At 33.6% G+C, this 26517-nt stretch carries 29 protein-coding genes; 13 read left to right on the plus strand and 16 right to left on the minus strand.

From position 1 onward, the window contains the following. Window positions 1–176 precede the first annotated feature (176 nt). The 3 genes from BMY96_RS01595 to BMY96_RS01605 form a co-directional block, all read right to left on the minus strand. On the minus strand, window positions 177–506 hold the full coding sequence (locus BMY96_RS01595; RefSeq protein ID WP_092848192.1) for a 2Fe-2S iron-sulfur cluster-binding family protein: 330 nt from the start codon (window positions 504–506) through the stop codon (window positions 177–179). Window positions 507–704: 198 nt separating this feature from the next. After that, entirely contained in the window at window positions 705–947 is a 243-nt protein-coding gene (locus tag BMY96_RS01600; RefSeq protein ID WP_092848197.1) for a NifU family protein, read from the minus strand. A gap of 3 nt (window positions 948–950) precedes the next feature. After that, window positions 951–2090: an Mrp/NBP35 family ATP-binding protein gene (locus BMY96_RS01605; protein ID WP_092848203.1), complete on the minus strand. Its 1140-nt coding sequence runs from the start codon at window positions 2088–2090 to the stop codon at window positions 951–953. A gap of 317 nt (window positions 2091–2407) precedes the next feature. On the opposite strand from BMY96_RS01605, the gene BMY96_RS01610 reads away from it, so the two are divergent. The 3 genes from BMY96_RS01610 to BMY96_RS01620 all read left to right on the plus strand — a co-directional run bounded on the left by BMY96_RS01610 (window position 2408) and on the right by BMY96_RS01620 (window position 5460). After that, complete coding sequence (locus BMY96_RS01610; RefSeq protein ID WP_092848209.1) at window positions 2408–2983, plus strand: hypothetical protein; 576 nt, start codon at window positions 2408–2410, stop codon at window positions 2981–2983. 194 nt (window positions 2984–3177) lie between these two features. Then, a complete protein-coding gene (locus tag BMY96_RS01615; RefSeq protein ID WP_092848212.1) occupies window positions 3178–4011 on the plus strand; it encodes a hypothetical protein in 834 nt (277 codons plus the stop codon). A 111-nt stretch (window positions 4012–4122) separates the two neighbouring features. Beyond that, complete coding sequence (locus BMY96_RS01620; RefSeq protein ID WP_092848214.1) at window positions 4123–5460, plus strand: Fic family protein; 1338 nt, start codon at window positions 4123–4125, stop codon at window positions 5458–5460. A gap of 76 nt (window positions 5461–5536) precedes the next feature. Here BMY96_RS01620 and BMY96_RS01625 read toward each other — a convergent pair whose 3' ends face one another. The 3 genes from BMY96_RS01625 to trmB are packed head-to-tail and all read right to left on the minus strand — an operon-like array spanning window position 5537 to window position 7176. Further along, the gene (locus BMY96_RS01625) at window positions 5537–5866 is read right to left on the minus strand and encodes an MGMT family protein (protein WP_092848216.1); all 330 of its coding nucleotides are present in this window, start codon (window positions 5864–5866) and stop codon (window positions 5537–5539) included. Window positions 5867–5869: 3 nt separating this feature from the next. Continuing rightward, complete coding sequence (locus BMY96_RS01630; RefSeq protein WP_245750517.1) at window positions 5870–6499, minus strand: LysE family transporter; 630 nt, start codon at window positions 6497–6499, stop codon at window positions 5870–5872. 2 nt (window positions 6500–6501) lie between these two features. Then, the gene (trmB, locus tag BMY96_RS01635) at window positions 6502–7176 is read right to left on the minus strand and encodes a tRNA (guanosine(46)-N7)-methyltransferase TrmB (protein WP_092848222.1); all 675 of its coding nucleotides are present in this window, start codon (window positions 7174–7176) and stop codon (window positions 6502–6504) included. A gap of 330 nt (window positions 7177–7506) precedes the next feature. Here trmB and BMY96_RS01640 point away from each other — a divergent pair, with 330 nt between their 5' ends. Beyond that, the gene (locus BMY96_RS01640) at window positions 7507–8559 is read left to right on the plus strand and encodes a glycosyltransferase (RefSeq protein ID WP_092848225.1); all 1053 of its coding nucleotides are present in this window, start codon (window positions 7507–7509) and stop codon (window positions 8557–8559) included. A gap of 18 nt (window positions 8560–8577) precedes the next feature. Here the strand turns inward: BMY96_RS01640 and BMY96_RS01645 are convergent, their stop codons facing one another. Both BMY96_RS01645 and BMY96_RS01650 read right to left on the minus strand, forming a co-directional pair. Next, the gene (locus BMY96_RS01645) at window positions 8578–9618 is read right to left on the minus strand and encodes a sensor histidine kinase (protein ID WP_092848228.1); all 1041 of its coding nucleotides are present in this window, start codon (window positions 9616–9618) and stop codon (window positions 8578–8580) included. A 2-nt stretch (window positions 9619–9620) separates the two neighbouring features. Continuing rightward, complete coding sequence (locus tag BMY96_RS01650; RefSeq protein WP_092848231.1) at window positions 9621–10301, minus strand: response regulator transcription factor; 681 nt, start codon at window positions 10299–10301, stop codon at window positions 9621–9623. A gap of 194 nt (window positions 10302–10495) precedes the next feature. Here BMY96_RS01650 and BMY96_RS01655 point away from each other — a divergent pair, with 194 nt between their 5' ends. From BMY96_RS01655 to BMY96_RS01665, 3 genes are all read left to right on the plus strand, one after another. After that, complete coding sequence (locus BMY96_RS01655; RefSeq protein WP_092848233.1) at window positions 10496–10837, plus strand: T9SS type A sorting domain-containing protein; 342 nt, start codon at window positions 10496–10498, stop codon at window positions 10835–10837. 238 nt (window positions 10838–11075) lie between these two features. Beyond that, the gene (locus BMY96_RS01660; protein ID WP_092848235.1) at window positions 11076–12056 is read left to right on the plus strand and encodes a LuxE/PaaK family acyltransferase; all 981 of its coding nucleotides are present in this window, start codon (window positions 11076–11078) and stop codon (window positions 12054–12056) included. Window positions 12057–12103: 47 nt separating this feature from the next. Beyond that, the gene (locus BMY96_RS01665) at window positions 12104–12550 is read left to right on the plus strand and encodes a YHS domain-containing (seleno)protein (RefSeq protein ID WP_092848237.1); all 447 of its coding nucleotides are present in this window, start codon (window positions 12104–12106) and stop codon (window positions 12548–12550) included. Window positions 12551–12676: 126 nt separating this feature from the next. Here BMY96_RS01665 and tyrS read toward each other — a convergent pair whose 3' ends face one another. Further along, a complete protein-coding gene (gene tyrS / locus BMY96_RS01670; protein WP_092848240.1) occupies window positions 12677–13972 on the minus strand; it encodes a tyrosine--tRNA ligase in 1296 nt (431 codons plus the stop codon). A gap of 87 nt (window positions 13973–14059) precedes the next feature. On the opposite strand from tyrS, the gene BMY96_RS01675 reads away from it, so the two are divergent. Beyond that, window positions 14060–15061: an NAD-dependent epimerase/dehydratase family protein gene (locus tag BMY96_RS01675; protein WP_092848243.1), complete on the plus strand. Its 1002-nt coding sequence runs from the start codon at window positions 14060–14062 to the stop codon at window positions 15059–15061. Here the strand turns inward: BMY96_RS01675 and BMY96_RS01680 are convergent. Genes BMY96_RS01680 through BMY96_RS01690 form a run of 3 tightly spaced genes read right to left on the minus strand, consistent with a single transcriptional unit; the run spans window position 15036 to window position 17684 of the window. Continuing rightward, window positions 15036–15611, minus strand: coding sequence for a DUF4296 domain-containing protein (locus BMY96_RS01680; RefSeq protein WP_092848246.1), 576 nt, complete (start codon window positions 15609–15611; stop codon window positions 15036–15038). The genes BMY96_RS01675 and BMY96_RS01680 overlap by 26 nt on opposite strands. Next, the gene (locus BMY96_RS01685; RefSeq protein ID WP_092848249.1) at window positions 15608–16948 is read right to left on the minus strand and encodes a dihydroorotase; all 1341 of its coding nucleotides are present in this window, start codon (window positions 16946–16948) and stop codon (window positions 15608–15610) included. Before BMY96_RS01685 ends, BMY96_RS01680 begins: the two co-directional genes overlap by 4 nt. Continuing rightward, the gene (locus BMY96_RS01690; RefSeq protein ID WP_092848251.1) at window positions 16938–17684 is read right to left on the minus strand and encodes a polyprenol monophosphomannose synthase; all 747 of its coding nucleotides are present in this window, start codon (window positions 17682–17684) and stop codon (window positions 16938–16940) included. The genes BMY96_RS01685 and BMY96_RS01690 overlap by 11 nt, the downstream gene beginning before the upstream one ends. Before the next feature lie 114 nt (window positions 17685–17798). On the opposite strand from BMY96_RS01690, the gene BMY96_RS01695 reads away from it, so the two are divergent. Next, entirely contained in the window at window positions 17799–18446 is a 648-nt protein-coding gene (locus BMY96_RS01695; RefSeq protein WP_092848254.1) for a DUF4271 domain-containing protein, read from the plus strand. Window positions 18447–18469: 23 nt separating this feature from the next. Next, window positions 18470–19219 (plus strand): uroporphyrinogen-III synthase, encoded by a 750-nt coding sequence (locus tag BMY96_RS01700; protein ID WP_092848257.1) that lies wholly within the window; start codon window positions 18470–18472, stop codon window positions 19217–19219. 101 nt (window positions 19220–19320) lie between these two features. Here the strand turns inward: BMY96_RS01700 and pckA are convergent, their stop codons facing one another. Both pckA and BMY96_RS01710 read right to left on the minus strand, forming a co-directional pair. Next, on the minus strand, window positions 19321–20937 hold the full coding sequence (gene pckA / locus BMY96_RS01705; RefSeq protein ID WP_092848259.1) for a phosphoenolpyruvate carboxykinase (ATP): 1617 nt from the start codon (window positions 20935–20937) through the stop codon (window positions 19321–19323). Between the two features lie 61 nt (window positions 20938–20998). After that, window positions 20999–21397, minus strand: a complete 399-nt coding sequence (locus BMY96_RS01710) for a DUF423 domain-containing protein (RefSeq protein WP_092848262.1) — start codon at window positions 21395–21397, stop codon at window positions 20999–21001. Window positions 21398–21497: 100 nt separating this feature from the next. On the opposite strand from BMY96_RS01710, the gene BMY96_RS01715 reads away from it, so the two are divergent. Together BMY96_RS01715 and BMY96_RS01720 are read left to right on the plus strand one after the other, a co-directional pair. Next, window positions 21498–22862, plus strand: a complete 1365-nt coding sequence (locus BMY96_RS01715) for a saccharopine dehydrogenase family protein (RefSeq protein WP_092848264.1) — start codon at window positions 21498–21500, stop codon at window positions 22860–22862. 198 nt (window positions 22863–23060) lie between these two features. Next, the gene (locus tag BMY96_RS01720) at window positions 23061–23531 is read left to right on the plus strand and encodes an Lrp/AsnC family transcriptional regulator (RefSeq protein ID WP_092848265.1); all 471 of its coding nucleotides are present in this window, start codon (window positions 23061–23063) and stop codon (window positions 23529–23531) included. Between the two features lie 59 nt (window positions 23532–23590). Here BMY96_RS01720 and BMY96_RS01725 read toward each other — a convergent pair whose 3' ends face one another. Beyond that, the gene (locus BMY96_RS01725) at window positions 23591–24040 is read right to left on the minus strand and encodes a GNAT family N-acetyltransferase (protein ID WP_092848267.1); all 450 of its coding nucleotides are present in this window, start codon (window positions 24038–24040) and stop codon (window positions 23591–23593) included. A 155-nt stretch (window positions 24041–24195) separates the two neighbouring features. Next, complete coding sequence (locus BMY96_RS01730) at window positions 24196–25737, minus strand: glycine--tRNA ligase (protein ID WP_092848270.1); 1542 nt, start codon at window positions 25735–25737, stop codon at window positions 24196–24198. An 80-nt stretch (window positions 25738–25817) separates the two neighbouring features. On the opposite strand from BMY96_RS01730, the gene BMY96_RS01735 reads away from it, so the two are divergent. Then, window positions 25818–26495, plus strand: a complete 678-nt coding sequence (locus tag BMY96_RS01735) for a ComF family protein (RefSeq protein ID WP_092848272.1) — start codon at window positions 25818–25820, stop codon at window positions 26493–26495. The last annotated feature ends 22 nt before the right edge of the window (window positions 26496–26517 follow it).

A 26517-nucleotide genomic window follows, 5' to 3' on the forward strand; every position in this document is an offset into this window, starting at 1 on the left:
CTTTACTTAAAGGTATAACTTTAGCAAATACGCCCGCGTTAGGGATTGCAGCGGCATCCTTTTTTTGCTGCCATAAATGGCAAAAAAAGATATAGGGGAAAGCCCGACCCTTGTGGTAACGCCAAAAAAATTAACGCTAGAAATTACATTATAAGATTCCTGCCTACGCAGGAATTTTAGCTTTCTGGTGCCAACTCGACCTCTAAACCTTCCATTTCTGGAGTAATTTGGATTTGGCAGCCTAAACGACTGTTATCCTTAACATCGAAGGCTTCCGATAACATGGCCTCTTCATCGTCGCCCATTTCTGGTAATTCGGTATCGCTTAACACGTAGCATTGACAAGACGCGCACATAGCCATACCACCGCAAACACCAATGGTGCCTTCGGGAGCAAGCTCGTAAGACCTTACAACCTCCATAAGATTCATGGCCATATCGGTTGGGGCAACTATATCGTGAGTTACTCCGTCTCTATCTGTGATTTTTATATTTACGTCTTCCATTACTTTATTTTGTACTTATGCTAAATGCATGTCATAATTCGTGCCACAAATTTAAGACTTGCAAATTTATTTTTTAATGATTTTTTAGCTAATTTAAATTGTGGGCTAAAAAATAAGGAATCATCAAAATTTTGCAATTTTAAGATTCCTTTTTTATAAGATATTATGTTTTAATTGAAACTTTTGTAGTTATTTACACTAAGCTTCAATATTAATAACTTGCTCTATTTGTGGTGCGTACTTTTTAATAGTCATTTCCACACCCGATTTTAGTGTCATTTGATTTACACTGCAACCTACACATGCCCCTTTTAACTGTACTTTTACTAATTTATCGTCTTCAATAGACAGTAATGAGATATCGCCACCATCACTTTGCAGGAACGGACGAATTTCTTCTAGGGCGAATTCTACTTTTTCTCTTAGTTCTTCTGAGGTCATAATTTATTTTTTTACAGCTGAACAACCTGCCATAGTTGTAATTTTAATAGCTTCGGTTGGTGGTAAATCGTCATTTCGTCTTACAACTTCCTGCACAACATTTTGAGTTAATTTCTCGAATGCTTGCTCTAATGGTGTTGCTGTTTGTAATGCCGCCGGACGACCAACATCGCCAGCTTCTCTTATGCTTTGCACTAAAGGCAACTCACCTAAAAACGGTACGTTTAAATCTTCGGCTAAATGTTTAGCACCTTCTTTACCGAATATAAAATATTTATTATCGGGTAATTCAGCAGGTGTAAAGTATGCCATATTTTCTATAATTCCTAATACTGGCACATTTATACTGTCTTGCTGAAACATAGCTACACCTTTTTTAGCATCGGCTAAAGCTACATTTTGCGGTGTACTAACTACTACAGCACCTGTAATTGGTAAAGATTGCATGATACTTAAATGAATATCGCCTGTTCCTGGAGGTAAGTCTAGAAGCAAGAAATCTAATTCGCCCCAATGTGCATCAAAAATCATTTGATTTAATGCTTTTGCAGCCATTGGTCCACGCCATACTACCGCCTGATCTGGTTTTGTAAAAAACCCAATCGATAATACTTTTACGCCATAATTTTCAATAGGTTTCATTTTAGATTTCCCTTCAATATTTACTGCTAATGGTTTCTCATTGGCTACATCAAACATTATTGGAATAGATGGCCCGTAAATATCAGCATCTAAAACACCTACTTTAAAGCCCATTTTAGCTAAAGTAACGGCTAAATTTGCTGTAACTGTAGATTTCCCTACACCACCTTTACCAGATGCTACGGCAACTATATTTTGAATTCCAGGAATTGGTTTTCCTTTAATAACATTTGCTTTTGGTTTTTCGGCTGGAGCCTCAACTTTTACGTTTACCGTAATTTTAGCTTTCTCATCAACCCTTTCGTGAATGGTTTTAAGAATATCAACCTCGGTACGCTTTTTAGCTTGTAGGCTTGGGTTTTGTATTGTAATATCAACTATGACCTCATCGCCAAAAGTGATGACGTTTTTTACCGCACCGCTCTCTACCATATTTTGTCCTTCACCAGGTACGGTAATGTTTTCGAGTGCTTTAAATATATCTTTTTTATCTAGTTTCATTTCTTATAATCAGAATAATTCTAAGTGCAAAGATACGTAATAATGCTCGAAGACATGAACCCAACGTTAGAAGATTTATTGATAGGATTATTAACTTTAGTTATGATATATGTTTGAGTAATAAGAAAGGCTTATTATATTTTAATTTAAAAATTATTGCATTTTTTTATAGTTATCTAAAAAAACGAAGATATGTAGTGCATTATCTACAATAATTAGAAAACACCGTTCATTGCAATTAAAACATTTTATCTTTACCGTATGCTAGATCTATGTAATAGCATAAAAAAAATCAAATATTAATTAAACTTTTTAAAATGTTAATAAAAACACTTAAACGCGTAGTACTTTTATTTTTATTTTCTACCACAATTTTTAGTTGTGAGAGTAGTGACGACACATTAGATACTTCTGGAGAGTTACTAGGAGATTGGGAATTAGTTAGCTACATAAATGAAGGCAGCACATCTACAAATTTTCAAGGAACCCCTATAAATTATACCTTTTCTGGAAAAGCTATAAACATTGATTACGTTCTTACCTTTAGCGAGAACCCAAATAAAGCAATTACTGAAAACAGTAGTTTTGATTTTGAAATTATATCCTCTTTTGATGGAACGAGCACAACAGAAACAAGCACAATAAACAATATTAACGCTGAAGCGGAATGGAGTAGAGATGGTAATGTTTTAACATTTTCTGAAGATTTTGGATCGTTTGACACTAGCGACCTTGTTTTAGAAGACAAGCTTTCTGCTAACCCTGAATATATTATTGAAAAGCTTACTGCAACCACTTTAGTACTTACCACCGGTGTATCGGAACAAGTTAGCGATTCTGGTTTTGATGTAGATATTAGCGTTGATTTAAGATTAGAGTTTACTAGAATATAGTGTCTACCGAACTTTTGAAAAAAACCGCCTAAAGTTTATTTAGGCGGTTTTTTTTATGACAACTCTTTCCAATCGTATTACTTAAAGACAATATAACTTTTTAAAATTTTGGATGACGCAATATAATTGTAACTAGAATTAAAAACGGTATAATTTATGTGCTTATTTCTTTTTAAATTTTTAAACACCAATTTATGAAGCACATTACTCTCTATTTAATTACTATTATTTTTAGCGTATCGAGCTACAGCCAAGGTAAAATTAGTGAAGCCGAAGACAGTTTAAAAAAATCTAAAAACACAAGTAGTAACAGCCAAACTCAAACTACTTACGCAAACAACAATAGCACCTCGGATGGCAACTTTTTAAATGATGTTGTTGGCGGCTTATTTGTACAATTATTTGCTTACACCGCTTATGGTGTTGCCATTGAAAGTCCTTTTGAAAGCACACACCTAGCAAGTAATGCGTATTTAACTAAATATCCTTACAAGAATTCCGATAAAGGCAACTTCTCTTATAATTGGGATGAAGACTCCGAAATTTTTACCACCTCTATTTCCACTAGATATATTTTTGAAACCAATAGATTATATGGCAATCATTTAAATGCCGATATGCGTTTTTTTAAACGCATAGGTTTAGAGTTAGATTATTTACAACTTTGGGAAGAAAGCCCAAACTTTGGAAAAAACGCTTTAGCCATATACACGGCTTTAGCCAAATATAATCGGGTACGTACCGAACGCTTTAATGCGTATTGGGGTTTAGGTGCTGCTTATATTGATGGCGATGTGGATGCATTAGGATTTACATACGGCCTAGGTGCCGAATGGTTTTTTGCTAAACCGTTTAGTTTGGCCTGTAATTTTAATCAGGTATTAGTTAACAATAACAGCGTTAATAAATTTAATGGCCTTTTAAATTACCACAGAAAACAATATAAGTTTATTGGAGGCTACGAACACCTAAAAATTGGAAGTGTTGGCTTTAGTAATGTAAGCTTAGGTGTTGGCATTTCGCTTTAATTGAGACTTGTAATTATTTGTAAATTTTACAAAAACTAGGAAATAATTATATATTTTGTATATTTGATGATGTTTGTACATTTTTACTAAATTATTAAATATTAGAGTGTTATGATTGAAAAAGCTCCGAAAATAGAATTTGACAAAAATACAGAGAATATTCTTTGGATGCAATTACATAACAGACATTCTGAGATAATAAAAAAAATAGAATTAGATTATTTATACTGGGACAAGATTAAATACTTAAACAAAGAACGGCAGCCATTATCAAATGAGTTTACTGAAATAGACCCTAAGTCTTTATGGAAAAGAGTAAAGTTAGAACGGGAATTAAATCATAAACTTGCTTATTCCATATCTTATAAGAATCATAGTTTTGACTTACTAAAGTACAACATAAATGAATACCTACAACAAAAACTCCATTACCTAGACTTTAACTTTGGAGCAGGGCTACAAAAAGAAAAACTACTATCAGATTTAGATAAAGATAGCTATCTAAACAATGCCTTAATGGAAGAATCTATTTTTTCTTCCATGATTGAAGGCGCTACTACCACTCGAGTTAAGGCTAAAGATATGCTTAGAAAGAATAAAAAGCCCAAAAACAAGAGCGAGCAAATGATATTGAATAACTACAAGACAATTCAATATATTAGTGAACACCAAGACGACAATATTTCTATAGAAAAACTTTACGAAATTCATAGATTAGTTACAGAAAGTACTTTAGAAAGTGAAGATGTTGGTGTTTTTAGAAACAGTAATGAAGTTCATGTAATGAATGAACTTACCGGAGAAATTATACATACACCTCCAAATTTTGAAGAGCTTGATATCTTAATGAAATCATTTTGTGTATTTTTTAATAACAATCCTAAAGAAGACTTTATCCATCCCATTATAAAAGGGAGCATACTACATTTTCTGATTGGCTACATTCATCCTTTTGTAGATGGAAATGGAAGAACAGCTCGCGCTATTTTTTATTGGTATTTACTAAAAAACGGCTATTGGCTAACGGAATATTTATCTATTTCTAGAGTGATAATGAAAACCAAAGTACAATATGAAAAAGCATATATCTATACTGAAATTGATGATATGGATGTTACTTATTTTATCCATTATCAAGTTAAAGTATTGGTGCGTGCGTTTGAAGAACTTAAAAACTATGTTGCTAATAAAAAGAAAGAACAATCTAAACTTTCAAAATATTTACAACTTGGAAACATCAACGAAAGACAAGCCATCATTCTTCAAAAAATTGAAGAAGATGAAAACAGGTTTTTCAACGTAAAAGAAATTGAAAACACATTTAACATTACTAACCAAACAGCAAGAACAGATATTGAAGAATTAGTTGACCAAGGATTTTTAAAAAAGGTACCAATTAATAAAAAGACTTATAATTATTGGAAGGGTGATAAATTTGACAAAAACTAGAATTAAATTCAGGAAATTTATTGACATCCAATTGGATTTACAAGTATTTGTGAATTTTACAAAAACTAGGAACTCATTACAACTCCTTAGAAGGATCCCAATACACGGTTTCTAGGTTTTGAATTTGATTTTCTACAACAGTAATACCTTCGCTTTCTAGTAGTTGTTGCATGAGGTTTGTACCATCGAAATGATGCTTACCTGTAAGTAAGCCTTTTCTATTTACAACACGATGTGCTGGCACATCTTTACCGTGCGAACCATTCATGGCATACCCTACCATTCTTGCACTTCGGGCAGCACCTAAATACTTAGCTATAGCGCCATAACTTGTAACACGACCGTAAGGAATTAACTTAGCCACCTCATAAACTTTATCGAAAAAATTAAGGGTTTCTTGTTTCATTCTTTAAAAATCTTGTATCATATTAATAATGGTTACAATAGAAATAACCCCTGTAATTCCGCCAATAATACGGTTCATGTTTTTTTGAGAGGTAAAGGTTTTTCCTTTTATTTTATCGAAAAAGGAAATATACATATAAAGGGTTACAAATGTACCTGTAGCCGCCCCTACTACATAAGCCATAATACTAGTTTGCTCGAAAGTCATCCAACCAAAAGAGGCTAAAGTAATAGTCATATAGGCTTGATATGGTATAGGAAACACATTTATGGCCGATAAAAACATACCTTGAAAAAACCGACTATGTTTACTGCGCCTTTTTGGTTCCTTTTGCTGCTTAGGCTCAGATTTGGCTATAAATAAAAAGTAAATGGTTATTAATATAAAAATAACCAAAGCAACGGCTCGTAAAATGCCAATAACTTCTTGATGTTTGCTTAAATAACGCGCAAAAATACTTGCTAAATAGGTTTGTATAAAAACTATAACACACACACCTATAGAAAACACAATACCTCTAACATGACCTTCTTTTAGGCTTATTTTTGCGGCTGTCATGTTTAACAACCCTGGCGGAATTACGCCAATCATTGCAAAAAATAATCCTAGAAAAAATATAAAGGTGATATTCAAGCTTATTTTATTTTGAATTTAATGTAGGTAATGGCTTTGTTTTGCTCTAAATATTGCGACTCGTAAAAGGTTTGAATGCTTGTAACTTCCTCTGGGCTTCCTTCTTGCTTATACACATTGTGGTTAGCATAAAGCACTTCGTGCCCTGCACCATGCAACAAACCAAGCGTGTAACCATGCATAAATTCGCTATCGGTTTTTAGGTTAACCTCGCCTTCGGGTTTTAAAATTTGCTTGTAACGCTCTAAAAACGTAGCATTTGTCATGCGGTGTTTGGTACGCTTATATTTTATTTGCGGATCTGGGAAGGTTATCCAAATTTCGTCTACCTCGTTTTCGGCAAAGGCATGGTCTATTAACTCAATTTGTGTACGTAAAAATGCTACGTTAGGTATGTTTTCTTGAATGGCTGTTTTGGCTCCTCGCCAAAAACGAGCGCCTTTTATATCGATACCCACAAAGTTTTTATTAGGATATTTTTTTGCTAAAGCTACCGAATACTCGCCTTTACCACAACCTAACTCTAAAACCAAAGGGTTATCGTTTTTAAAAACTTCTGCTCTCCAGTTGCCCTTGTGCTTAAAATTTGAGTTTACCAAATCTTCTCTTGTGGGTTGAACGACATTTGAAAACGTTTCGTTTTCTTTAAATCTTCTAAGTTTATTTTTACTTCCCAAAGTGTATTAAGGATTTCTTGTTAGTATATAATTTTTGGTAAAAGTAGAGAATTTATTGGAACAAAAACGGCTACTTTAAATTCCTATATTATTGTTTGGTAAATATTTTACATTTTACCGCCTTGTTAATTTTAATTGAAAAGGCTAAGGTTGATACTAAGGGAATTTCTTAATATTATAGAAATATACCTGAACCATTATATCTTTATCTTTGAACTTAGCAAATAAGTGCGTGAGGGATTGAAGCGGTATCCTTTTTTTGCTGCCACAAATGGCAAAAAAAGATTTAGCGTATAGCCCGACCCTTGGGGCACGCCCATATAATTAGTTATGAAAAAACGTATTTTAGTTGCGCCTTTAAATTGGGGTCTTGGGCATGCCACACGTTGCATTCCTATAATTAACGCCTTAATTAGTGCGGGTTTTGCGCCTATAATTGCTAGCGATGGTGTGGCTTTATCGCTGTTGCGGAAGGAGTTTCCGAGTATTCCTACCATAGAGTTACCATCGTACAATGTAACATACTCTAAAAACGGAAAACTTTTTAAGCTGAAATTACTTAAGGATTCGCCTAGACTTTTAAAAGCAATTAAGGCTGAAAAAAAAGCGATTAAGGCTATTGTTGAAAACAATGATATTTACGGGATAATTTCGGATAATAGATTAGGGGTTAGACATAAAAATGTGCCGTCGGTTTTTATAACCCACCAACTGAATGTATTGAGTGGCAATACGACTTGGTTGAGCACAAAAATGCACCAGAAAATTATAAAAAAGTTTGATGTTTGTTGGGTACCCGATGCTGCAGGCACTTTAAATTTGAGTGGTAAATTAGGGCATATTGATGCGTTTGATGTGCCTATAAAATATTTGGGACCGCTAAGTAGATTTACGAAAACGGACCCAGAAATTAAAAATGATATTTTGGTTTTATTATCGGGCCCCGAACCACAGCGCACCTTGCTTGAAGAAAAATTACTTAACGAATTTGAGAACTTTACCGGTAAAGTGGTTTTTGTAAAAGGTGTGATGGAGCCAGAACAAAGCATACAGCTTTTGGACAACTTGACTATTTATAACTTTATGACCTCTAAATTATTAGAAAAGACCATAAATGAAAGTGCTTTGGTGGTATCTAGATCGGGTTACACTACGGTAATGGATTTAGCTAAACTGAATAAGAAGGCTTTTTTTATACCTACACCAGGGCAGTTTGAGCAGGTATATTTAGCAAACAGACTTAGCGAGATGCATTTGGTACCAACCTGCTCTCAAGATGACTTTACATTAGATAAATTGAATAACAACGGGAAGTATCTGGGCTTAACGGCTTTTGATTTTGATACGGATTATGCCGACTTGTTTTCGGTATTTAATAGCTAATTTAAACGCTTGAGAAACCTATGCTTTTTCTAAAGTAAACGAGAACTCGCTACCCACACCAAACTCGCTCTCCACGTAAATTTTTTCGTGATGCGCCTCGATAATATGCTTTACTATTGAGAGCCCTAAACCAGAACCACCTTCTTTACGAGAGCCACTTTTATCTACACGGTAAAAACGCTCAAACAATCTTGGTATATGCTCTTTACTTATACCTTCGCCATTATCGGTTACACGAACAATAACTTTATTTTTAATAAGGTTTTCTATACTTATCTCTGTGGTTCCCTTGTCACTACCATATTTAATAGAATTTACTACTAAATTGGCTAATACTTGTTGTATACGTTCTTTATCTGCATTTACCATAATTGGGCTTGGGTAGTCTCTATCGAAAATTAAAGTTATTTTTTTCTTGTGAGCCTTCATCTCTAACATATCAAATACGTTTTCTACAAGCTCTACAATATCAAAAACTTCCATATTTAAACTTAAATCACCAACTTCTAGTTTGGTAATCATGTCCAAGTCTTTTATTATATATCCTAATCTCTCAATTCCTTTACTAGCACGTTCTAGGTACTTTTCTCTAATATTTTTATCATCCATGGCCCCGTCAAGTAGGGTTAAAATATATCCTTGCACAGTAAATAATGGCGTTTTTAACTCATGAGATACGTTACCCAAGAAATCTTTCCTATAGGCTTCTCTAACTTTTAATGTTTCTATTTCAAATTTTTTATCTTTAGCAAACTTATCTATTTCTTGAGTAAGTGTGCGCATATCTGTAGTAATAGCACCTCGAGATAAACTAGCAGATTCTAGAAGCGTTAAATCGTCGTAAATTTTTTTTACACGTTTATATATAAAACGCTCTACACTGTACTGAATAAATAAAAAAGAAAATAAAAAAACACCTATTGCGATAATTATTGGAAAACACCAAAGTAAATGGAAATAAAAATACAAAAAAACACTCGTTAAGAGTGTTGTGTATATGGTTATAAATAGTGCTGTACGAGCTGCAAATCGGTATGATTTTTTAAACTTTGTCTTCATATTTAATCTACGAACTTATAGCCTACACCTTTTATAGTTTTAAAGCTTTTATCGCCTAATTTTTCTCGAAGTTTTCTAATATGAACATCAATGGTTCTTCCACCCACAACTACTTCGTTACCCCAAACAGAATCTAGAATTTCGTCTCTTTTAAATACTTTACCTGGTTTGGAAGCTAACAATGATAATAGTTCAAATTCTTTTCTAGGCAAAATAAGCTCTTCACCTTTAAATATAATTTTGTACTCGTCTCTATTAATAACTAAACTACCAACCTTTAAAGTATCGGCAACCTCAACCTCTTTAAAGCGTCTTAAAAGCGCTTTAACTTTACTTATTAAAACTTTGGGCTTAATAGGCTTAGTAATATAGTCATCTGCACCGGCATCAAAGCCCGCTACTTGAGAGTAATCTTCTCCACGAGCAGTTAAAAACGCTACAATAGAATTTTTTAATTCCGGAATTTTTCTAATATTTTCGCAGGCCTCAATACCATCCATTTCTGGCATCATTACATCTAGTATAATTAAATGCGGAAGATCACTTTTAGCTTTCCTAACACCATCCAATCCATTTTCTGCCGTAATAACTTGATATCCTTCATTGGATAAATTATAACCAACTATTTCTAAAATATCCGGCTCATCATCAACCAATAAAATTTTAATATCCTTGTTTTTCATTATAAAAATAATTGTTTCTTGAAGTAAAGATAAAGCTAATAATATAAGTTTATAAAAATACTAAAATAAATAACAATTAGGTAACAATAGACTTACTTGGGGTTAACATTTCGATAAATTACGCTAATCTTTAACACAATTTTGGCATCAATTTTGTAGTAATTTATTACTTTTATAAGACCAAATCGTATTATATGAAAAACGTTTACTTTTTAATTTTATTTTTAAGCTTAGCGTGTTTTACCTCGCAACAACTCGGAGCTCAAGAGTATGCCCAAAACACAGATTCGCCTTCAAAAATTGAAGGTTTAAACATTTACCCTAACCCAGTAAGTGCAGCAAAGCCGTACATAAACATTAGTTCTAAACGTAGCCTTATTAAAAATATAGAAATTTTTGATGTGCTAGGAAAAAAGATTTTTGCCACAATTTTGGCCGGAAAAGAGTTAAACGTTTCTAACCTACAAAAAGGCGTTTACATTTTAAAAATTAGCGAAAATAACGTTAGCGAATCTAAAAAACTTGTAATTCGGTAATGCTTTAATTTAAAATATAACAAAGGCGTTGCTTAAAACAGCGCTTTTTTTGTTCTGTTTTGGGCGTTACCCTATAGGGTCGGGCTTTACAATACAAGTCCTCGCACTTCCTTCGTCAGGCTGTGGGCTTTCCTTTTCAATCCCTAACGCAAATTCCAACTAAATTTCAACAGTTCTACTTACATTAGAATACCCTATTAATAAATTGTATTACGTACTTTTGTTTCTTTGTTAAAGCATGATAGATACACAATCCATATTTAATATTAAAACCCAAACAGACTTTGAAGATATAGCACTTAAAATCTTCAAGTCTCAGTTTAATAACAATAAAGTTTACAGATCCTTTTGCGATTTATTGTATATACACCCTAGTGATGTAAAAACGCTTAAAGACATTCCGTTTTTACCCATTCAGTTTTTTAAAACGCGAGACGTTTTAAGCGATTGGGCACCCATACAAACCACATTTACTAGCTCGGGCACTACAGGAACCGAAACCAGTAAGCACCATGTTACCAATTTAGAGGTTTACCAGCAAAGCTTTACAGAAGGCTTTCAAGACTTTTATGGCCCCATTGAAGACTTTGTAGTTTTAGGACTTTTACCATCGTATTTAGAACGCCAAGGATCGTCGTTAATATACATGGTAGATGCCATGATAAAAACCTCTAAATATCCTGAAAGTGGCTTTTACTTAAATAACCTTTCAGAATTAAAGGAGACTTTAATTACATTGGATGCAGCTGGTAAAAAAATTATTCTTATTGGTGTTTCGTTTGCCTTATTAGATTTAATTGAAACCTATCAATTTAATTTAAAAAACACCATTATCATGGAAACTGGTGGCATGAAAGGTCGTAGAAAGGAACTCATTAGAACCGAACTGCATAACAGGTTAAAAAAAGGTTTTGGAGTAAACCACATTCATAGCGAATATGGAATGACCGAACTTTTAAGTCAGGCCTACTCCAAAGGAAACGGTGTATTTAATTGTCCGCCCTGGATGCGCGTTTTAACTCGCGATACCGAAGATGCACTTACTATTCAAGATTCAGGAAAAGCGGGTGGTTTAAACATAATAGATTTAGCCAATATAAACTCCTGTTCCTTTATTGCTACGCAAGATTTAGGACGTGTAAATAGCGATAATTCCTTTGAAGTTATTGGACGTTTCGATAATTCTGATATTCGTGGTTGCAACCTTATGGTGCTTTAATTTGTAAGGTACTCCTAATTCTTAGACTTATTGTAAAACATATTTTTATGAAAAGTTTAATTGCTCTACTTATATTAAGCATTACTACCGCAACGGCACAATCTATAGATTACAACTTAAAAAAAGGATTTATAGCTAATGGCTATGATGTTGTAGCTTATTTTAACAACAAAGCAATTGAGGGCAATGTAAAATTTACCACATCGTTTGATGGTGCCAATTACAAGTTTTCAAGCGAAGATAATTTAAAGGTCTTTAAAAAACATCCTGAAAAGTATATTCCAGAGTACGGTGGTTATTGTGCCTATGCCATTGGTGTAAAAGGCGATAAGGTTTCCATAAACCCAAAAACATTTCAAATTAAAGAAGAAAAACTTTATCTCTTTTACAATGCTTGGGGCACCAATACTTTAGAATTATGGAAAAAAGAAGATGAAAATAAACTAAGAGAAAAAGCCGATAAAAACTGGCAGAAAATAAAATTTAAAAAATAATTACAAATCGTTGTAAGTTATTAAAAAGATTTAAGACTAAATTAATGCTAAGAAAAAGAAAAATTAGCTTTTTAGTTTGTTGGTTAATTATTAAGCCTGAGCTCTCACTCAGGCTTTTTTATTTTTCTAAACAATTTGCAACACAAAATAGTTTTTCTTACCACGCTGTAATAAAACAAACTTATTATTAATTAAGTCTTTATTCGTAATAATATAGTTATCTTCTACCTTTTCTTTATTTACAGAAATAGAGTTTTCTTTTAGTGCTCTTCTTGCTTCGCCATTCGATTTTAAAAACCCTCCTTTTTCAGCTAAAGCTGCAATAATATCTAATCCGTTTTCTATTTCAAATTTTTTAATTTGCGTTTGTGGCACACCATCAAAAACATCTAAAAACGTTTGTTCGTTTAATTGCTTTAAATCTTCGCTAGTCGATTTTCCAAATAAAATACTACTGGCTTTAATCGCATTATCTAAATCTTCTTGAGAGTGCACCATTACAGTAATTTCTTCAGCTAAACGCTTTTGTAACACTCTTAAATGAGGTGCTTCTTTATGTGCTTCAATTAAGGCTATAATCTCTTCTTTTTCAAGAAACGTAAATATCTTAATGTATTTTTCGGCATCAATATCGCTAGTATTTAACCAATATTGGTAGAATTTATAAGGTGATGTTCGCTTGGTATCTAACCAAATATTTCCACCTTCGGTCTTACCAAATTTAGTCCCATCTGCCTTTGTAATTAAAGGCCATGTTAAGGCATAGCCTTTACCAGCATCTACACGTCGTATCAATTCTGTACCTGTGGTAATATTTCCCCACTGGTCGCTACCGCCCATTTGCAGCGTACACTGCTTGTTTCGGTATAAATGCAAGAAATCATAACCTTGTACCAATTGGTAGGTAAACTCGGTAAAACTCATACCTACCGAAGACTCAGAGGACAAACGTTTTTTAACAGAATCCTTCGCCATCATGTAATTTACGGTAATGTGCTTACCTACATCTCTAATAAATTCAAGAAATGAAAACTTTTTCATCCAATCGTAATTGTTAACAATGATGGCTGCATTTTTGGCGTCGCTATCAAAATCTAAAAATCGAGACAATTGCTCTTTAATAGCATTTTGGTTATGCTCTAATGTTTTTTCATCTAGCAGATTACGCTCGGCAGATTTACCTGACGGATCTCCAATCATACCTGTAGCTCCACCAACAAGCGCAACTGGCTTATGTCCTGATAATTGAAAATGTCTTAATCCCATAACACCTACCAAATGACCTATATGTAATGAATCGGCTGTTGGATCAATACCAACATACGCCAAACGCATAGACTCTAATAAATGCTCCTCGGTACCTGGCATACTATCTTGTATCATGCCTCTCCAAGTTAATTCTTCAACAAAATTCTTTATCATTATTCTTAAATTTTTACAAAACTATGCAAAGATAAAAATACAAGTATAATTCCTTATGGATTATGAATAATTCTTTAATTTAGTTGCATGATTTTAGTAACAGGAGGAACAGGACTAGTTGGAGCGCATTTACTATATAAACTTGCTTCCGATAATAAGAAAGTAAGAGCTATTTACAGAAATGAGCAAAAGATTTCTAACACTAAAAATGTATTTTCATGCTACAATACTAATAGCGACGCTTTATTTAATACTATAGAATGGGTACAAGCCGACCTTTTGGATGTTCCTGCACTAATGGACGCTTTTGCTGGAGTTACTAAAGTGTATCATTGCGCTGCATTTGTATCGTTTGAGCCCGATAAATACCAACTTTTACGAAAAACAAATATTGAAGGCACTGCAAATATTGTAAACCTTTGTATTTCTGGCAATATTGAAAAACTTTGTTATGTAAGTTCTATAGCCACTTTAGGCAGCACCCTAAATAATACGGAGATTACAGAAGACACCATTTGGAACCCTGAAGACGACAATAACGTTTACGCCATTACAAAATATGGCGCCGAAATGGAGGTTTGGAGAGGCACACAAGAAGGTCTTGTTGCTGTAATTGTAAACCCAGGTGTTATTTTAGGCCCTGGCATTTGGCGTTATGGTACAGGCAATTTATTTAAAAAAGCTAAAAAAGGTTTTAAATACTATACTTCTGGCACTGTTGGAATAGTAGCTGTAGATGATGTTGTTGATATTATGATTACCTTAATGCGTAGCGAAATTAAAAACGAACGTTTTATTTTGGTAGCAGAAACTTGGGCTTATAAATCATTTTTACATGCCTTGGCAACCGCTGTAAACGCAAAACCTCCTAAAAAACAAGCCAGTAAAAACCTATTAAATATAGCTTGGAGAATAGATTGGCTAAAACATAAATTAACAGGTAAACGAAGACTTATTACGAAGCATTTAGCCAAATCGCTAACCACAGAAACGCATTATAGTAGTGCTAAAATAAAAACAGCTTTAAACTATAAATTTAAAGCTGTTGATAAAACTATTAAGGTTATTGGAAGTCTTTATCTGAAATAGGTTCTACCAAACCTTCTATTTCTTGAATACTTTCCTCTAACAACTTTGTTTCGTCTATTTCGCGAATCGTTTTCTTTTTTAGATCGCCTTCTAGCTTCTTAAAAATACTTTTATCAATTTGTTTTGTAGTTAAAGAATCACCATTAGCCTTTTTTTGTTTTGAAACCGCTTCCAAAGAATCGGCTTCTTTTTTCCACTCTTTAGCTTCTTGAGCTTTTAAAGCCTCTTTTAACACCTCTAAACTATCTGTTAATTTTGTATAAATATCTTCGTACTCTTCTACATAGTAGGCATAATAACTGTTACTTAAAGCAAACTGTAAACTATCAATATTATGCTTTTCATATACGTAATTATTTAAGTCCAAACCTTCATCTCTCATTATTAATTTCTCTTTAGAATTAGCTGAGGTAATAAGTCTAGTATCAATTAAAATATCCACCATCTTCTCTTTAGAAATTAAATTTTTTGGCTTTTCAGGGCCTTTTAGGTTATTGCAAGACCATATTATACAAGGTATAAGGAAAAATAAAAATCGTTTTAAAATCATCTATTAAAAGTTAGGCGTTTTGCTGCTTTAACATTATTAAACTTGGCATTATGATACACTAACGTACCATTTAAAAATGTATGTGTAATTCTAGATTTAAAAGTAGCCCCTTCAAAAGGAGACCAACCGCATTTATATAAAATATTATCTTGCGTTACTGTCCATGGGTTATTTAAATCTACCAAAACTAAATCGGCAAAATAACCTTCTTTAATGTACCCTCTTTTTTCCACCTGGAATAATATGGAAGGATTATGGCACATTTTCTCCACTATTTTTTCTAAAGATATTTTTTCTTTATGAAACATTTCTAACATAGCAGGTAAAGCATGTTGTACTAACGGCCCACCTGAAGGCGCACTCGTATAAACGTTTTTTTTCTCGTCCTTAGTATGTGGTGCGTGATCTGTTGCAATAACATCAATTCTGTCATCTAAAAGCGCTTCCCACAATTGGTCTCTATCATTTTTAGTTTTTACTGCCGGGTTCCACTTAATTAAGGTTCCTTTTTTATCGTAATCTTCATCAGAAAACCATAAGTGATGGATACAAACCTCTGCTGTAATTTTCTTTTCGGCTAAAGGAATTTTGTTCGTAAATAAGCTTGTTTCCTTGCCAGTAGATAAATGGAACACATGTAATCTTGCTCCTGTTTTTTTAGCTAATTCTATGGCTTTAGATGAGGAAATATAGCAAGCTTCCTCGCTTCTAATTATTGGATGGTACTTTATAGGAATATCGTCTCCAAACTTTTCTATATGTTCCTTTAAATTACGTTTTATGGTCCCCTCATCTTCACAGTGTACAGAAATAACCATATCGGTACTTTCGAAAATTTTCTCTAAAACTTCTGGGTTATCCACCAACATATTACCTGTAGACGAACCTAAAAACAGCTTTAAACCTGCTACTTTAGTTTTGTCTACCTTTAAAATCTCGTCTAAATTATCGTTAGTACCACCAAACATAAAAGAATAGTTGGCAGACGATGTTTTTGCTGCAACATCAAATTTTGCCTCAAGCTTTTCAATAGTAGTAGCTTGCGGGTTAGTATTTGGCATTTCAATAAAAGATGTAATACCACCAGCTATTGCTGCTCTAGATTCGGTTTCAATATTACCTTTGTGGGTTAAACCTGGCTCTCTAAAATGAACCTGATCGTCTATAACACCAGGTAAAAGATATTTTCCTTCAGCATCATAAACTTGAACATCGGCAGATTTAGGACTAATAAACTCTCCTATTTGCTTAATATAGTCGCCTTCAATTAATACGTCGCCATTAAAAATAGCACCTTCATTTACTATTTTAGCGTTCTTAATTAGTTTAGTTTTCATTTGCATACGTTTCTCTTTTCTTAAATAAACTTTTTAATTTCATTGAGATAACCCCAAAAATAGCTTCAGAAATAATTCCTGAATGTAGTTTGGATTCTCCTAATGTTCTATCTGTAAATATTACAGGTACTTCTACAATTTTAAATCCTTTTAAATAAGCTTTAAATTTCATTTCTATTTGAAACGCATAGCCTATAAACTCTATAGTATTTAAGTCTATATTTTCTAAAACCTGTCGTTTGTAGCACACAAATCCTGCTGTGGTATCATGAATTTTCATACCTGTAATCAAACGCACATATTTTGATGCCCCATAAGACATTAACACTCTATTCATGGGCCAATTAACCACATTTACCCCTGTTTTATAACGTGATCCTACGGCTAAATCTGCGCCTTCAATATGGCATGCATGATACAATCTTAGAATATCTTTTGGGTTATGAGAAAAATCGGCATCCATTTCAAAAATATAATCATAATTTTTAGATAAACTCCACTTAAAACCATGAATATAAGCGGTTCCTAAACCAGATTTCTCTTTTCTAACTTCTAAAAACAATTTATCGCTAAATTCTTTTTGCAGTTCCTTAACCTTTAATGCTGTTAAATCTGGAGAATTATCATCAACAATAAGCACATGTAATATAGGCGATTGTGAAAATACAGCCCTAATTATGGCTTCTATATTTTCTACCTCATTATACGTTGGAATAATTACAACCGTTTTCGACATATTCTTTTAGGACAATCTTTCTTATTTGACAAATGTACATTAATCGAGTTTTATTTATTTTAAATAATTCCTAATAATATTAACTAATATTAAAATTTATGATAATTTTATGGCATGCTTAGACCTATTGTTTCGAACGAAATATTTACTATCCTTTTAGTTATTAGTTTTATAACTGTGGCTATAGCAAAATTAACAGCCCCTAAACGTTTTGACGATTTTATTTTAATATTAGGAAACAACAAGTATTTAAAAATTTATTCTAGAGAACAAAAATTTTTTGACAAGTTTGATGCTTTACTGTTTTTTAACCTAATTATTTCGGTATCCGTATTCTTCTTAATTATTTACAAACTTATTCTAGATGTACCCAATTTTTCTATCCAAACTATTTTAAAACTAGCTACTAGCCTTAGTATTTTTACACTTATTAAAGTGCTTATGGAAAGATTAATTGGTAGTCTTTTAGAAGTAGATAAACTTATAGACAAATATATTTTTCAAAAAATAAGTTTTAAAAATTATTTAGGTCTAATATTACTTCCAATTAATGCCGTTTTAGTTTATAGCTTTACGCCTACGTTAACAATAATTTATGTTATTATTTCCTTAGTGCTAATTATTAACACAATTGGTTTAATTAGTTCATTTAAAACGCATCAAAGTTTAATTAAAAACCACTTGTTTTATTTTATTTTGTATCTTTGCGCTCTCGAAATTGCACCCTATATCATTTTATATAAGGTATTTATTTCGAAATAAAAGACAAAAAAACGCTAGCGCTTATGAAAGTGAAAACCATTTTAGTATCTCAACCAGAACCTAAAATAGAGAACTCGCCCTACTTTGACTTACAAGAAAAGCAACGTGTAAAAATTGATTTTAGACCATTTATTCATGTTGAAGGTGTATCTGCCAAAGAGATTAGGCATCAAAAAATTGATTTAAGCGATTACACTGCCATTATTTTAACAAGTAGAAACGCTGTAGATCATTTTTTTAGAATTGCCGAAGAAATGCGTTTTAAAGTTCCAGACACCATGAAATACTTTTGTCAGTCTGAAGCTGTTGCTTACTACCTACAAAAATACGTAGTATACAGAAAACGTAAAATTTATGTTGGGAAACGTACTTTTGCTGAATTATCGCCTTTAATTAAAAAATATAAAGACGAAAAATTCCTATTACCGAATACAGACAAGGTAAAACCTGCTGTTCCAGAAACACTTGATGCTTTAGGCGTTAACTGGAAACAAGCAACGTTTTATAAAACTGTAGTTAGTGATCTTTCTGATTTAGCTAACGTATCCTACGATGTGTTAGTCTTTTTCAGTCCTTCTGGAATTGAATCTTTATTTCAAAATTTTCCAGATTTCAAACAAAACGACACTAGAATAGCTGTTTTTGGAAACACTACTATAAAAGCTGTTGAAGAAAAAGGGTTACGTGTGGATATTGCTGCTCCAACACCTGAAACACCTTCAATGACCATGGCGCTTCAAAAATATATTGAAAAAGCTAATAAAGGGAAATAAGACTTTGTTTTATAACGCAATAAAAAGGGAAGATTTTAAAAAATCTTCCCTTTTTACATTAAAGCTTGCGCCTTAATAAAAATAAAAAACACTTAAATTAATTAAAATGCATAGCGTTGTGGGCCACCACGTCTTATTTCTTCAGTGCAATGCGCTTCAAACTTTTTAAAATTTTCTCGAAAGGCATTGGTTAACTTAAAAGCTGTTGTATAATAGGCTTCATCATCATTCCACGTAGATCTTGGACTTAACACACTTGTTGGTACACCTGGGCAACTTCTTGGTTGGGCTACACCAAATACCGAGTGAATGTGGTAATCATCATAATTATAAAGTCCTAAATCGCCATTTAAAACGGCATTAATCATGGCGCGCGTATACTTTAATTTCATTCGTGTACCAACACCGTATGGACCACCAGTCCAACCCGTGTTTACTAGCCAAACATTAACACCAGCCTTAATCATTTTATCACTTAACATTTCGGCGTACTTAGCAGGATGCAAAGGCATAAAAGGCGCTCCAAAACATGCCGAAAACGATGGCACAGGCTCTTTAACACCGGCTTCTGTTCCTGCTACTTTAGCGGTATAACCCGATATAAAATGGTAAGCCGCTTGACTAGGTGTTAACTTAGAAATTGGAGGAATAACACCAAAAGCATCAGCCGTTAAAAAGAATATATTTTTTGGATTTTTACCTATAGACGGCACCTGTATATTTTCAATATGATGAATAGGGTAGCTTACTCGTGTATTCTGAGTTATAGAGGTATCGGCAAAGTCTACATCACCCTTATCATTTAAAATAACATTTTCTAAAATAGCACCTTTTTTAATGGCGTCGAATATTTCAGGTTCGTTATCTCTAGATAAATTAATAACCTTAGCATAACAACCACCTTCAAAATTAAATACGGTGTTTTCGTTTGTCCAACCGTGCTCATCATCGCCAATTAAACTTCTATTTGGATCTGTAGATAACGTTGTTTTTCCCGTACCCGATAAGCCAAAAAAGATAGCCGTATCACCATCCTTACCCACATTAGCACTACAATGCATAGGCATAGTGTTCTTAAAAACAGGAAGTATAAAATTTAATGCCGAAAAAATACCTTTTTTAATTTCGCCGGTATAACCAGTACCACCAATTAAGGCTATTTTTTTTGTAAAATTTAAAATCGCAAAATTATGTTGTCGGGTTCCATCTTCTTCGGCTACAGCCATAAAACCAGGTGCATTAACAATGGTCCATTCTGGATTAAAATCTTCTAGTTCCGCCTCGGTTGGGCGTAAAAACATGTTATATGCAAACTGATTACTCCAAGGATATTCATTTATAACACGAATTTTTAACTTATAATTTTCGTCTGCACAAGCATAGCAATCGCGAACAAACAATTCCTTTTCTGATAAATAATCGACAACCTTATTATATAATTTATCGAAAGCATGAGGTTCAAACGGAATATTGACATCGCCCCACCAAATCTTATCTTTAGTTACATCATCTTTAACTATAAATCGATCTTTTGGAGAACGCCCCGTAAATTCACCAGTATCAACCGCCAAAGCACCAGATGCAGCCTCTACACCTAATCCTTTTGATACCGTAATATCATGCAATTCTTCGGGCGTTAATTGATAGTTTACATGGGCTTTTTTAATACCGTATTTTTCTAACGCAATCGTTTTCGTAACTTCACTGTTGTTTCCCATAACTTGGTTCTAAATTATACTAAAACACAAAATAAAGACATTTTTTTCAAGCATCCTTAAATTAATCGACTTTTTTCGAAGAAAAATTTAAAAAAGACCCTAACATAAAACACCACGCCATAATTAATAACAAACCACCAATTGGCGTTATAAAACCAATAGATTTAAAATTAAAACCAGATAAAGAATTTGTTGCCAATCCATAAATAGAACCCGAAAAAAACAAAACTCCTATAACCACCAAAAAGAAAATAATGCGCTTTGTTTTTTCCTTAATTAAAGGACTATGACCTATAAATAACAAAAACAATGCATGATACATTTGGTAACGCACCCCGGTTTCAAAAGTTTGTTGTGCCGTTTCAGGTATTAATTCCTTTAAAGCATGTGCGCCAAAAGCCCCCAAAATAATACTTAAAACACCCAAAATAGCACCGGTAACCAATATTGTTTTATTCATCTTCCTTTAATTATTCTTTAAAATTACACTTAATAATTAGTAAATTGGTACAATAAAATGCCAAAATAGCATATCTATAATCACAACAAATTTACTTAATATGCGAAAGATTTTAGTCATTGGTTCAGGAAAATCAACAGCTTACTTATTAAAATATCTTCTAGATAAATCGGTTTCCGAGAATTTATATATTACCGTAGGCGATTTAAATTTAGACCAGGCAAAATCCTTAATTGGCAGCCATAAAAACGCCAAAGCTCTCCTCTTAGATGTGTTTGATAGCCCATCAAGAACACTAGCTATTAAAGATGCAGATATTGTAATATCCATGCTTCCGGCCCGCTTTCATATTGAAGTTGCTAAAGATTGCATCACTTACAAAAAGCACATGGTTACGGCTAGTTACGTAAGTCCAGAAATGCAACATCTAGACCACGATGCCAAGGCCAACAATCTGGTTTTAATGAACGAAATTGGAGTCGACCCCGGAATAGACCACATGAGCGCAATGCAAGTTCTAGACCGCATTAGGGATAAAGGTGGCAAAATTATTTTGTTCGAGTCCTTTACAGGTGGATTAGTAGCTCCCGAAAGCGATAACAACCTATGGAACTACAAATTTACTTGGAACCCTAGAAATGTTGTGGTTGCAGGTCAGGGTGGCGCCGCCAAATTTCTTCAAGAAGGTGCTTACAAGTACATTCCGTATAACCGATTATTTAGACGCACAGAATTTTTAGAAATTCCCAATTTTGGACGCTTTGAAGTGTATGCCAACCGCGACTCCCTAAAATACCAAAGCGTTTACGGTTTAGACCATGTTAAAACCCTATACCGTGGCACCATGCGTCGTGTAGGTTTTAGTCGTGCATGGCATATTTTTGCTACACTTGGAATGACCGATGATAGCTACACCATAGACGATAGCGAAAACATGAGTTATCGCGATTTTGTAAACGCCTTTCTGCCATACAGCCCCACAGATTCGGTCGAGTTAAAACTACGCCACCAATTAAAAATCGATCAAGATGATATGGTTTGGGATAAACTCATAGAACTCGATATTTTTAACCCTAATAAACCCGTAGAACTCAAAAAAGCAACTCCGGCACAAATACTTCAAAAAATATTAATGGACAGCTGGACCCTATCAAAAACCGACAAAGACATGATCGTTATGTATCATAAATTCGGTTACGAACTACACGGAAAACAACATCAAATAGACGCCAATATGGTTGTACTTGGCGAAGACCAAACCTATACCGCTATGGCAAAAACGGTGGGCTTACCCGTTGCCATTGCCACACTTGCCATTTTAAATGGCAAAATAAAAACTCCAGGTGTTCAAATACCTATCACTAAAGAAGTCTATAACCCCATTTTAAAAGAACTCGAAAACTACGGTATTAGGTTTCAAGAAAAAGAAGTTCCTTATTTAGGCTACAACCCATTAAATATTTAGTATTTGGGCGTTTCCCAAGGGGTCGGGCTTTGCGTTGCAAGTCCTCGCACCTCCTACGTCGGGCTGTGGGCTTTCCACTGCAATCCCTAACGCAATTTATAGTTTCAATTTAACATCAAATACTTACTTTTATGTTTTAGATTAACACATAATAGTAAAATTCCCTCCTTAACGGGAATTAAAAAACAAGTGCTTTTTATGAAACAAAAAAACAAAGTAATTACTATAGATGGCATCGACAAAAAAATACTTCGAGCCTTAACTACAGATGCCAGAACACCAATTTTAGAAATTGCTAGAAACGTTGGCATATCTGGAGCGGCCATCCATCAACGTTTACGAAAACTGGAAAAATCTAAACTAATATCTGGTTCAAAATTTATAATAAACCCAGAAGTTTTAGGGTTTACAACCTTAGCCTTTGTTGGTATTTATCTGGATAAAGCCGCCAACACAGACGATGTGGTTAGAGCCTTAAAACGCATACCCGAAGTTTTAGAGTGCCACTACACCACTGGTAATTACAGTTTATTTATTAAACTTTTAAGTAAAGACAATGCCCACTTAATGCGTTTATTACACGAAAAAATTCAAACCATAACCGGCGTACAGCGCACGGAATCCTTAATATCTTTAGACCAGCAAATAAATAGGCAAGTGCATATTTAACAAACAGGCTTTAGCAAAAAAAGAGCCGTTTTACTTCAATTACGTGACTATGCGATGTTTTATTCACTTTGGTAAACCTTCGGATTGTGTTTCTCCATATAAATTTCAGGTTGCGGTAATTTTGTAAATCCATACTTTTCATAAAGCCATTCCGCTGTGCTTGTTAATAAAATCCAACGTCTTAAACCTTGTAATTCATTGTGTCCCATAATAACTTCCATAAGCCATTTACTCAACCCGAGTCCGCGATGCGCTTTCAAAATAAAAATATCCCCTATATAGGCGATAGTAGAAAAATCAGAAATTACTCGTGCAAATCCAATTAAATTGTCTTCAAAATAGATACCAAAATTTAAAGAATTATTAATTGATTTTTCAACTTTTTCGTAAGGTATTCCATTACTCCAACCCGACTCATTAGTTAAAAAATCATGAATTAATGCCACGTTCAACTTTTTTCTATCGGTTGAAATTACATACCCATTTTTGTGGTTCTCTACAATTTCCAAATCCAGTTACGCTTTTTAATTAATACTATCCATCAACACATAAGGATATAACAAATACTTAGTTGTTGCCCTGTAAATATAATTAATTTATAACGCAAAAAACCCAAGCAATGCTTGGGTTTTTAATTTATGAGATTCCTGTTTTCACAGGAATTTTACATTTTCATTAACCAAGAACGCACATCTACTTCTTGCTTAATAATAGTACGTAAATCTTCAATTTTAACACGCTCTTGCTCCATAGAATCTCTATGACGAATCGTTACTGTGCCATCTTCTTTCGAGTCATGATCTACAGTAATACAAAACGGTGTTCCGTTGGCATCTTGTCTTCTGTAACGACGTCCTACGGCATCCTTTTCATCATAAATAACATTAAAATCCCACTTTAGCTCTTCAACAATTTGTTTTGCTATTTCTGGCAAACCATCTTTTTTAACCAATGGTAAAATAGCGGCTTTTACTGGTGCTAAGACACTTGGTAATTTTAAAACGGTTCTTGTTGTTCCGTTTTCTAGTTCTTCTTCTTGTAAAGAGTTTGAAAAAACAGCTAAAAACATACGGTCTAAACCAATGGATGTTTCTAAAACGTAAGGTGTATAACTTGCATTATCTTCATGATCGAAATATTGTAATTTCTTTCCAGAATGCTCTTCGTGTGCTATTAAATCGAAATCGGTTCTAGAGTGAATCCCTTCTAATTCTTTAAAACCAAACGGGAATTTAAATTCTATATCGGCTGCGGCATCAGCATAATGCGCTAATTTCTCATGGTCGTGAAAACGATAATTATCAGCCCCCATTCCTAGAGATAAATGCCATTTCATTCTGTGTTCTTTCCAGTAATCGTACCATTCTTTTTGAGTACCTGGTTTTATAAAAAACTGCATTTCCATTTGTTCAAACTCACGCATTCTAAAAATAAATTGTCTTGCAACAATTTCATTTCTAAAGGCTTTACCTGTTTGCGCTATTCCAAACGGAATTTTTAGTCGGCTTGTCTTCTGTACATTTAAAAAGTTAACAAAAATACCTTGTGCCGTTTCTGGACGCAAGTATAAATCCATCGCAGATTCTGCCGAAGCTCCTAACTTTGTTCCAAACATTAAGTTAAACTGCTTAACGTCTGTCCAGTTTTTACTTCCTGTTAATGGATCGGCAATTTCTAACTCTTCAATAAGTGCTTTAACATCGGCTAAATCTTCGTTTTCTAGAGATTTTGCCATTCTAGAAAGAATTGAATTTATCTTTTCTTGGTAACCAACTACACGTCCGTTAGTTGAAACAAATTCTTCTTTATTAAAGGCATCACCAAAACGTTTTTCGGCTTTTTTAACTTCCTTTTCAATTTTTGCTTCAATTTTAGCACAATAATCTTCTATTAAAACATCTGCTCTGTAACGTTTTTTAGAATCTTTATTATCTATTAAAGGGTCGTTAAACGCATCGACGTGACCAGAAGCTTTCCATGTGGTTGGATGCATGAATATTGCGGCATCAATACCTACAATATTTTCATTCATTTGCACCATGGCTTTCCACCAGTAGTCGCGTATATTTTTCTTTAGTTCTGCGCCGTTTTGTGCGTAATCGTATACTGCACTTAAACCGTCGTAAATCTCGCTACTTTGAAACACATATCCGTATTCCTTTGCATGCGAAATTACCTTCTTAAATTGATCATCTTGATTTGCCATAGGTGCAAAAATAAAAAACCGCTTAAAACAAACGTCATTTTGTTAAAAATAATTAAGTTTACAAGACTACATTTTTTATCATGCTTAAATCTATAGTAAATTTATTCTTCCCTAAAGTATGCTACGCATGCCATAATTTACTAAGTGATAATGAGAAAACCATCTGTTTGGACTGCCGACACGACCTACCCATTACCAATTTTCATTTTGATAATAACGATAGCGTAAAAAAGGTGCTTTACGGTCGTGCCCAAGTGGAAAATGGCACTGCTTTATTCCGGTTTGAAAAGAAAGGCCATGTGCAACGCCTTATCCACAACCTAAAATACCGAAAGCATGAGCATATTGGGTTTGTTTTAGGAAATTGGTTGGGTGGCGAATTAAAAACACTAGAAGCTTACCAAGATATTGATATCGTTATTCCGGTACCATTACATAAAAACAAATTAAAAACAAGAGGTTTTAATCAAGTTGCTAAATTTGGACAACAAATAGCAGAAACGCTTAATGCTCAATATGTGGATGATGTGCTGCTAAAAGTAACTAACACCAAATCGCAGGTTACTAAAAAACGTTTTGCGCGTTGGACCAACGACAATCAACTATTTACACTTAAAAATCCACGAAAAATTGAAAACAAACATATTTTAATTGTGGACGACCTTATAACCACAGGTGCCACACTAGAAGCTTGCATTTTGGTTTTAAACGAAGCTAAAAACATAAAAATAAGTATTGCTGCCATGGCAATAGCATAAATATATTATCGTTATATTTTTT

The sequence above is a fragment of the Algibacter pectinivorans genome (genome assembly GCF_900112595.1).
GTDB classification, from domain to species: Bacteria; Bacteroidota; Bacteroidia; order Flavobacteriales; family Flavobacteriaceae; genus Algibacter_B; species Algibacter_B pectinivorans.

Coding starts and splice junctions, on each gene's coding strand:
- BMY96_RS01715 (WP_092848264.1), top strand. CDS start 21,498: ATGCGAAAGATTTTAGTCATTGGTTCAGGAAAATCAACAGCTTACTTA.
- BMY96_RS01735 (WP_092848272.1), top strand. CDS start 25,818: ATGCTTAAATCTATAGTAAATTTATTCTTCCCTAAAGTATGCTACGCA.
- BMY96_RS01675 (WP_092848243.1), top strand. CDS start 14,060: ATGATTTTAGTAACAGGAGGAACAGGACTAGTTGGAGCGCATTTACTA.
- BMY96_RS01660 (WP_092848235.1), top strand. CDS start 11,076: ATGATAGATACACAATCCATATTTAATATTAAAACCCAAACAGACTTT.
- BMY96_RS01680 (WP_092848246.1), bottom strand. CDS start 15,611: ATGATTTTAAAACGATTTTTATTTTTCCTTATACCTTGTATAATATGG.
- BMY96_RS01685 (WP_092848249.1), bottom strand. CDS start 16,948: ATGAAAACTAAACTAATTAAGAACGCTAAAATAGTAAATGAAGGTGCT.
- BMY96_RS01695 (WP_092848254.1), top strand. CDS start 17,799: ATGCTTAGACCTATTGTTTCGAACGAAATATTTACTATCCTTTTAGTT.
- BMY96_RS01595 (WP_092848192.1), bottom strand. CDS start 506: ATGGAAGACGTAAATATAAAAATCACAGATAGAGACGGAGTAACTCAC.
- BMY96_RS01610 (WP_092848209.1), top strand. CDS start 2,408: ATGTTAATAAAAACACTTAAACGCGTAGTACTTTTATTTTTATTTTCT.
- BMY96_RS01710 (WP_092848262.1), bottom strand. CDS start 21,397: ATGAATAAAACAATATTGGTTACCGGTGCTATTTTGGGTGTTTTAAGT.
- BMY96_RS01665 (WP_092848237.1), top strand. CDS start 12,104: ATGAAAAGTTTAATTGCTCTACTTATATTAAGCATTACTACCGCAACG.
- pckA (WP_092848259.1), bottom strand. CDS start 20,937: ATGGGAAACAACAGTGAAGTTACGAAAACGATTGCGTTAGAAAAATAC.
- BMY96_RS01605 (WP_092848203.1), bottom strand. CDS start 2,090: ATGAAACTAGATAAAAAAGATATATTTAAAGCACTCGAAAACATTACC.
- BMY96_RS01650 (WP_092848231.1), bottom strand. CDS start 10,301: ATGAAAAACAAGGATATTAAAATTTTATTGGTTGATGATGAGCCGGAT.
- BMY96_RS01700 (WP_092848257.1), top strand. CDS start 18,470: ATGAAAGTGAAAACCATTTTAGTATCTCAACCAGAACCTAAAATAGAG.
- BMY96_RS01655 (WP_092848233.1), top strand. CDS start 10,496: ATGAAAAACGTTTACTTTTTAATTTTATTTTTAAGCTTAGCGTGTTTT.
- BMY96_RS01640 (WP_092848225.1), top strand. CDS start 7,507: ATGAAAAAACGTATTTTAGTTGCGCCTTTAAATTGGGGTCTTGGGCAT.
- BMY96_RS01645 (WP_092848228.1), bottom strand. CDS start 9,618: ATGAAGACAAAGTTTAAAAAATCATACCGATTTGCAGCTCGTACAGCA.
- BMY96_RS01600 (WP_092848197.1), bottom strand. CDS start 947: ATGACCTCAGAAGAACTAAGAGAAAAAGTAGAATTCGCCCTAGAAGAA.
- BMY96_RS01730 (WP_092848270.1), bottom strand. CDS start 25,737: ATGGCAAATCAAGATGATCAATTTAAGAAGGTAATTTCGCATGCAAAG.
- BMY96_RS01620 (WP_092848214.1), top strand. CDS start 4,123: ATGATTGAAAAAGCTCCGAAAATAGAATTTGACAAAAATACAGAGAAT.
- BMY96_RS01690 (WP_092848251.1), bottom strand. CDS start 17,684: ATGTCGAAAACGGTTGTAATTATTCCAACGTATAATGAGGTAGAAAAT.
- BMY96_RS01615 (WP_092848212.1), top strand. CDS start 3,178: ATGAAGCACATTACTCTCTATTTAATTACTATTATTTTTAGCGTATCG.
- tyrS (WP_092848240.1), bottom strand. CDS start 13,972: ATGATAAAGAATTTTGTTGAAGAATTAACTTGGAGAGGCATGATACAA.
- BMY96_RS01720 (WP_092848265.1), top strand. CDS start 23,061: ATGAAACAAAAAAACAAAGTAATTACTATAGATGGCATCGACAAAAAA.
- BMY96_RS01625 (WP_092848216.1), bottom strand. CDS start 5,866: ATGAAACAAGAAACCCTTAATTTTTTCGATAAAGTTTATGAGGTGGCT.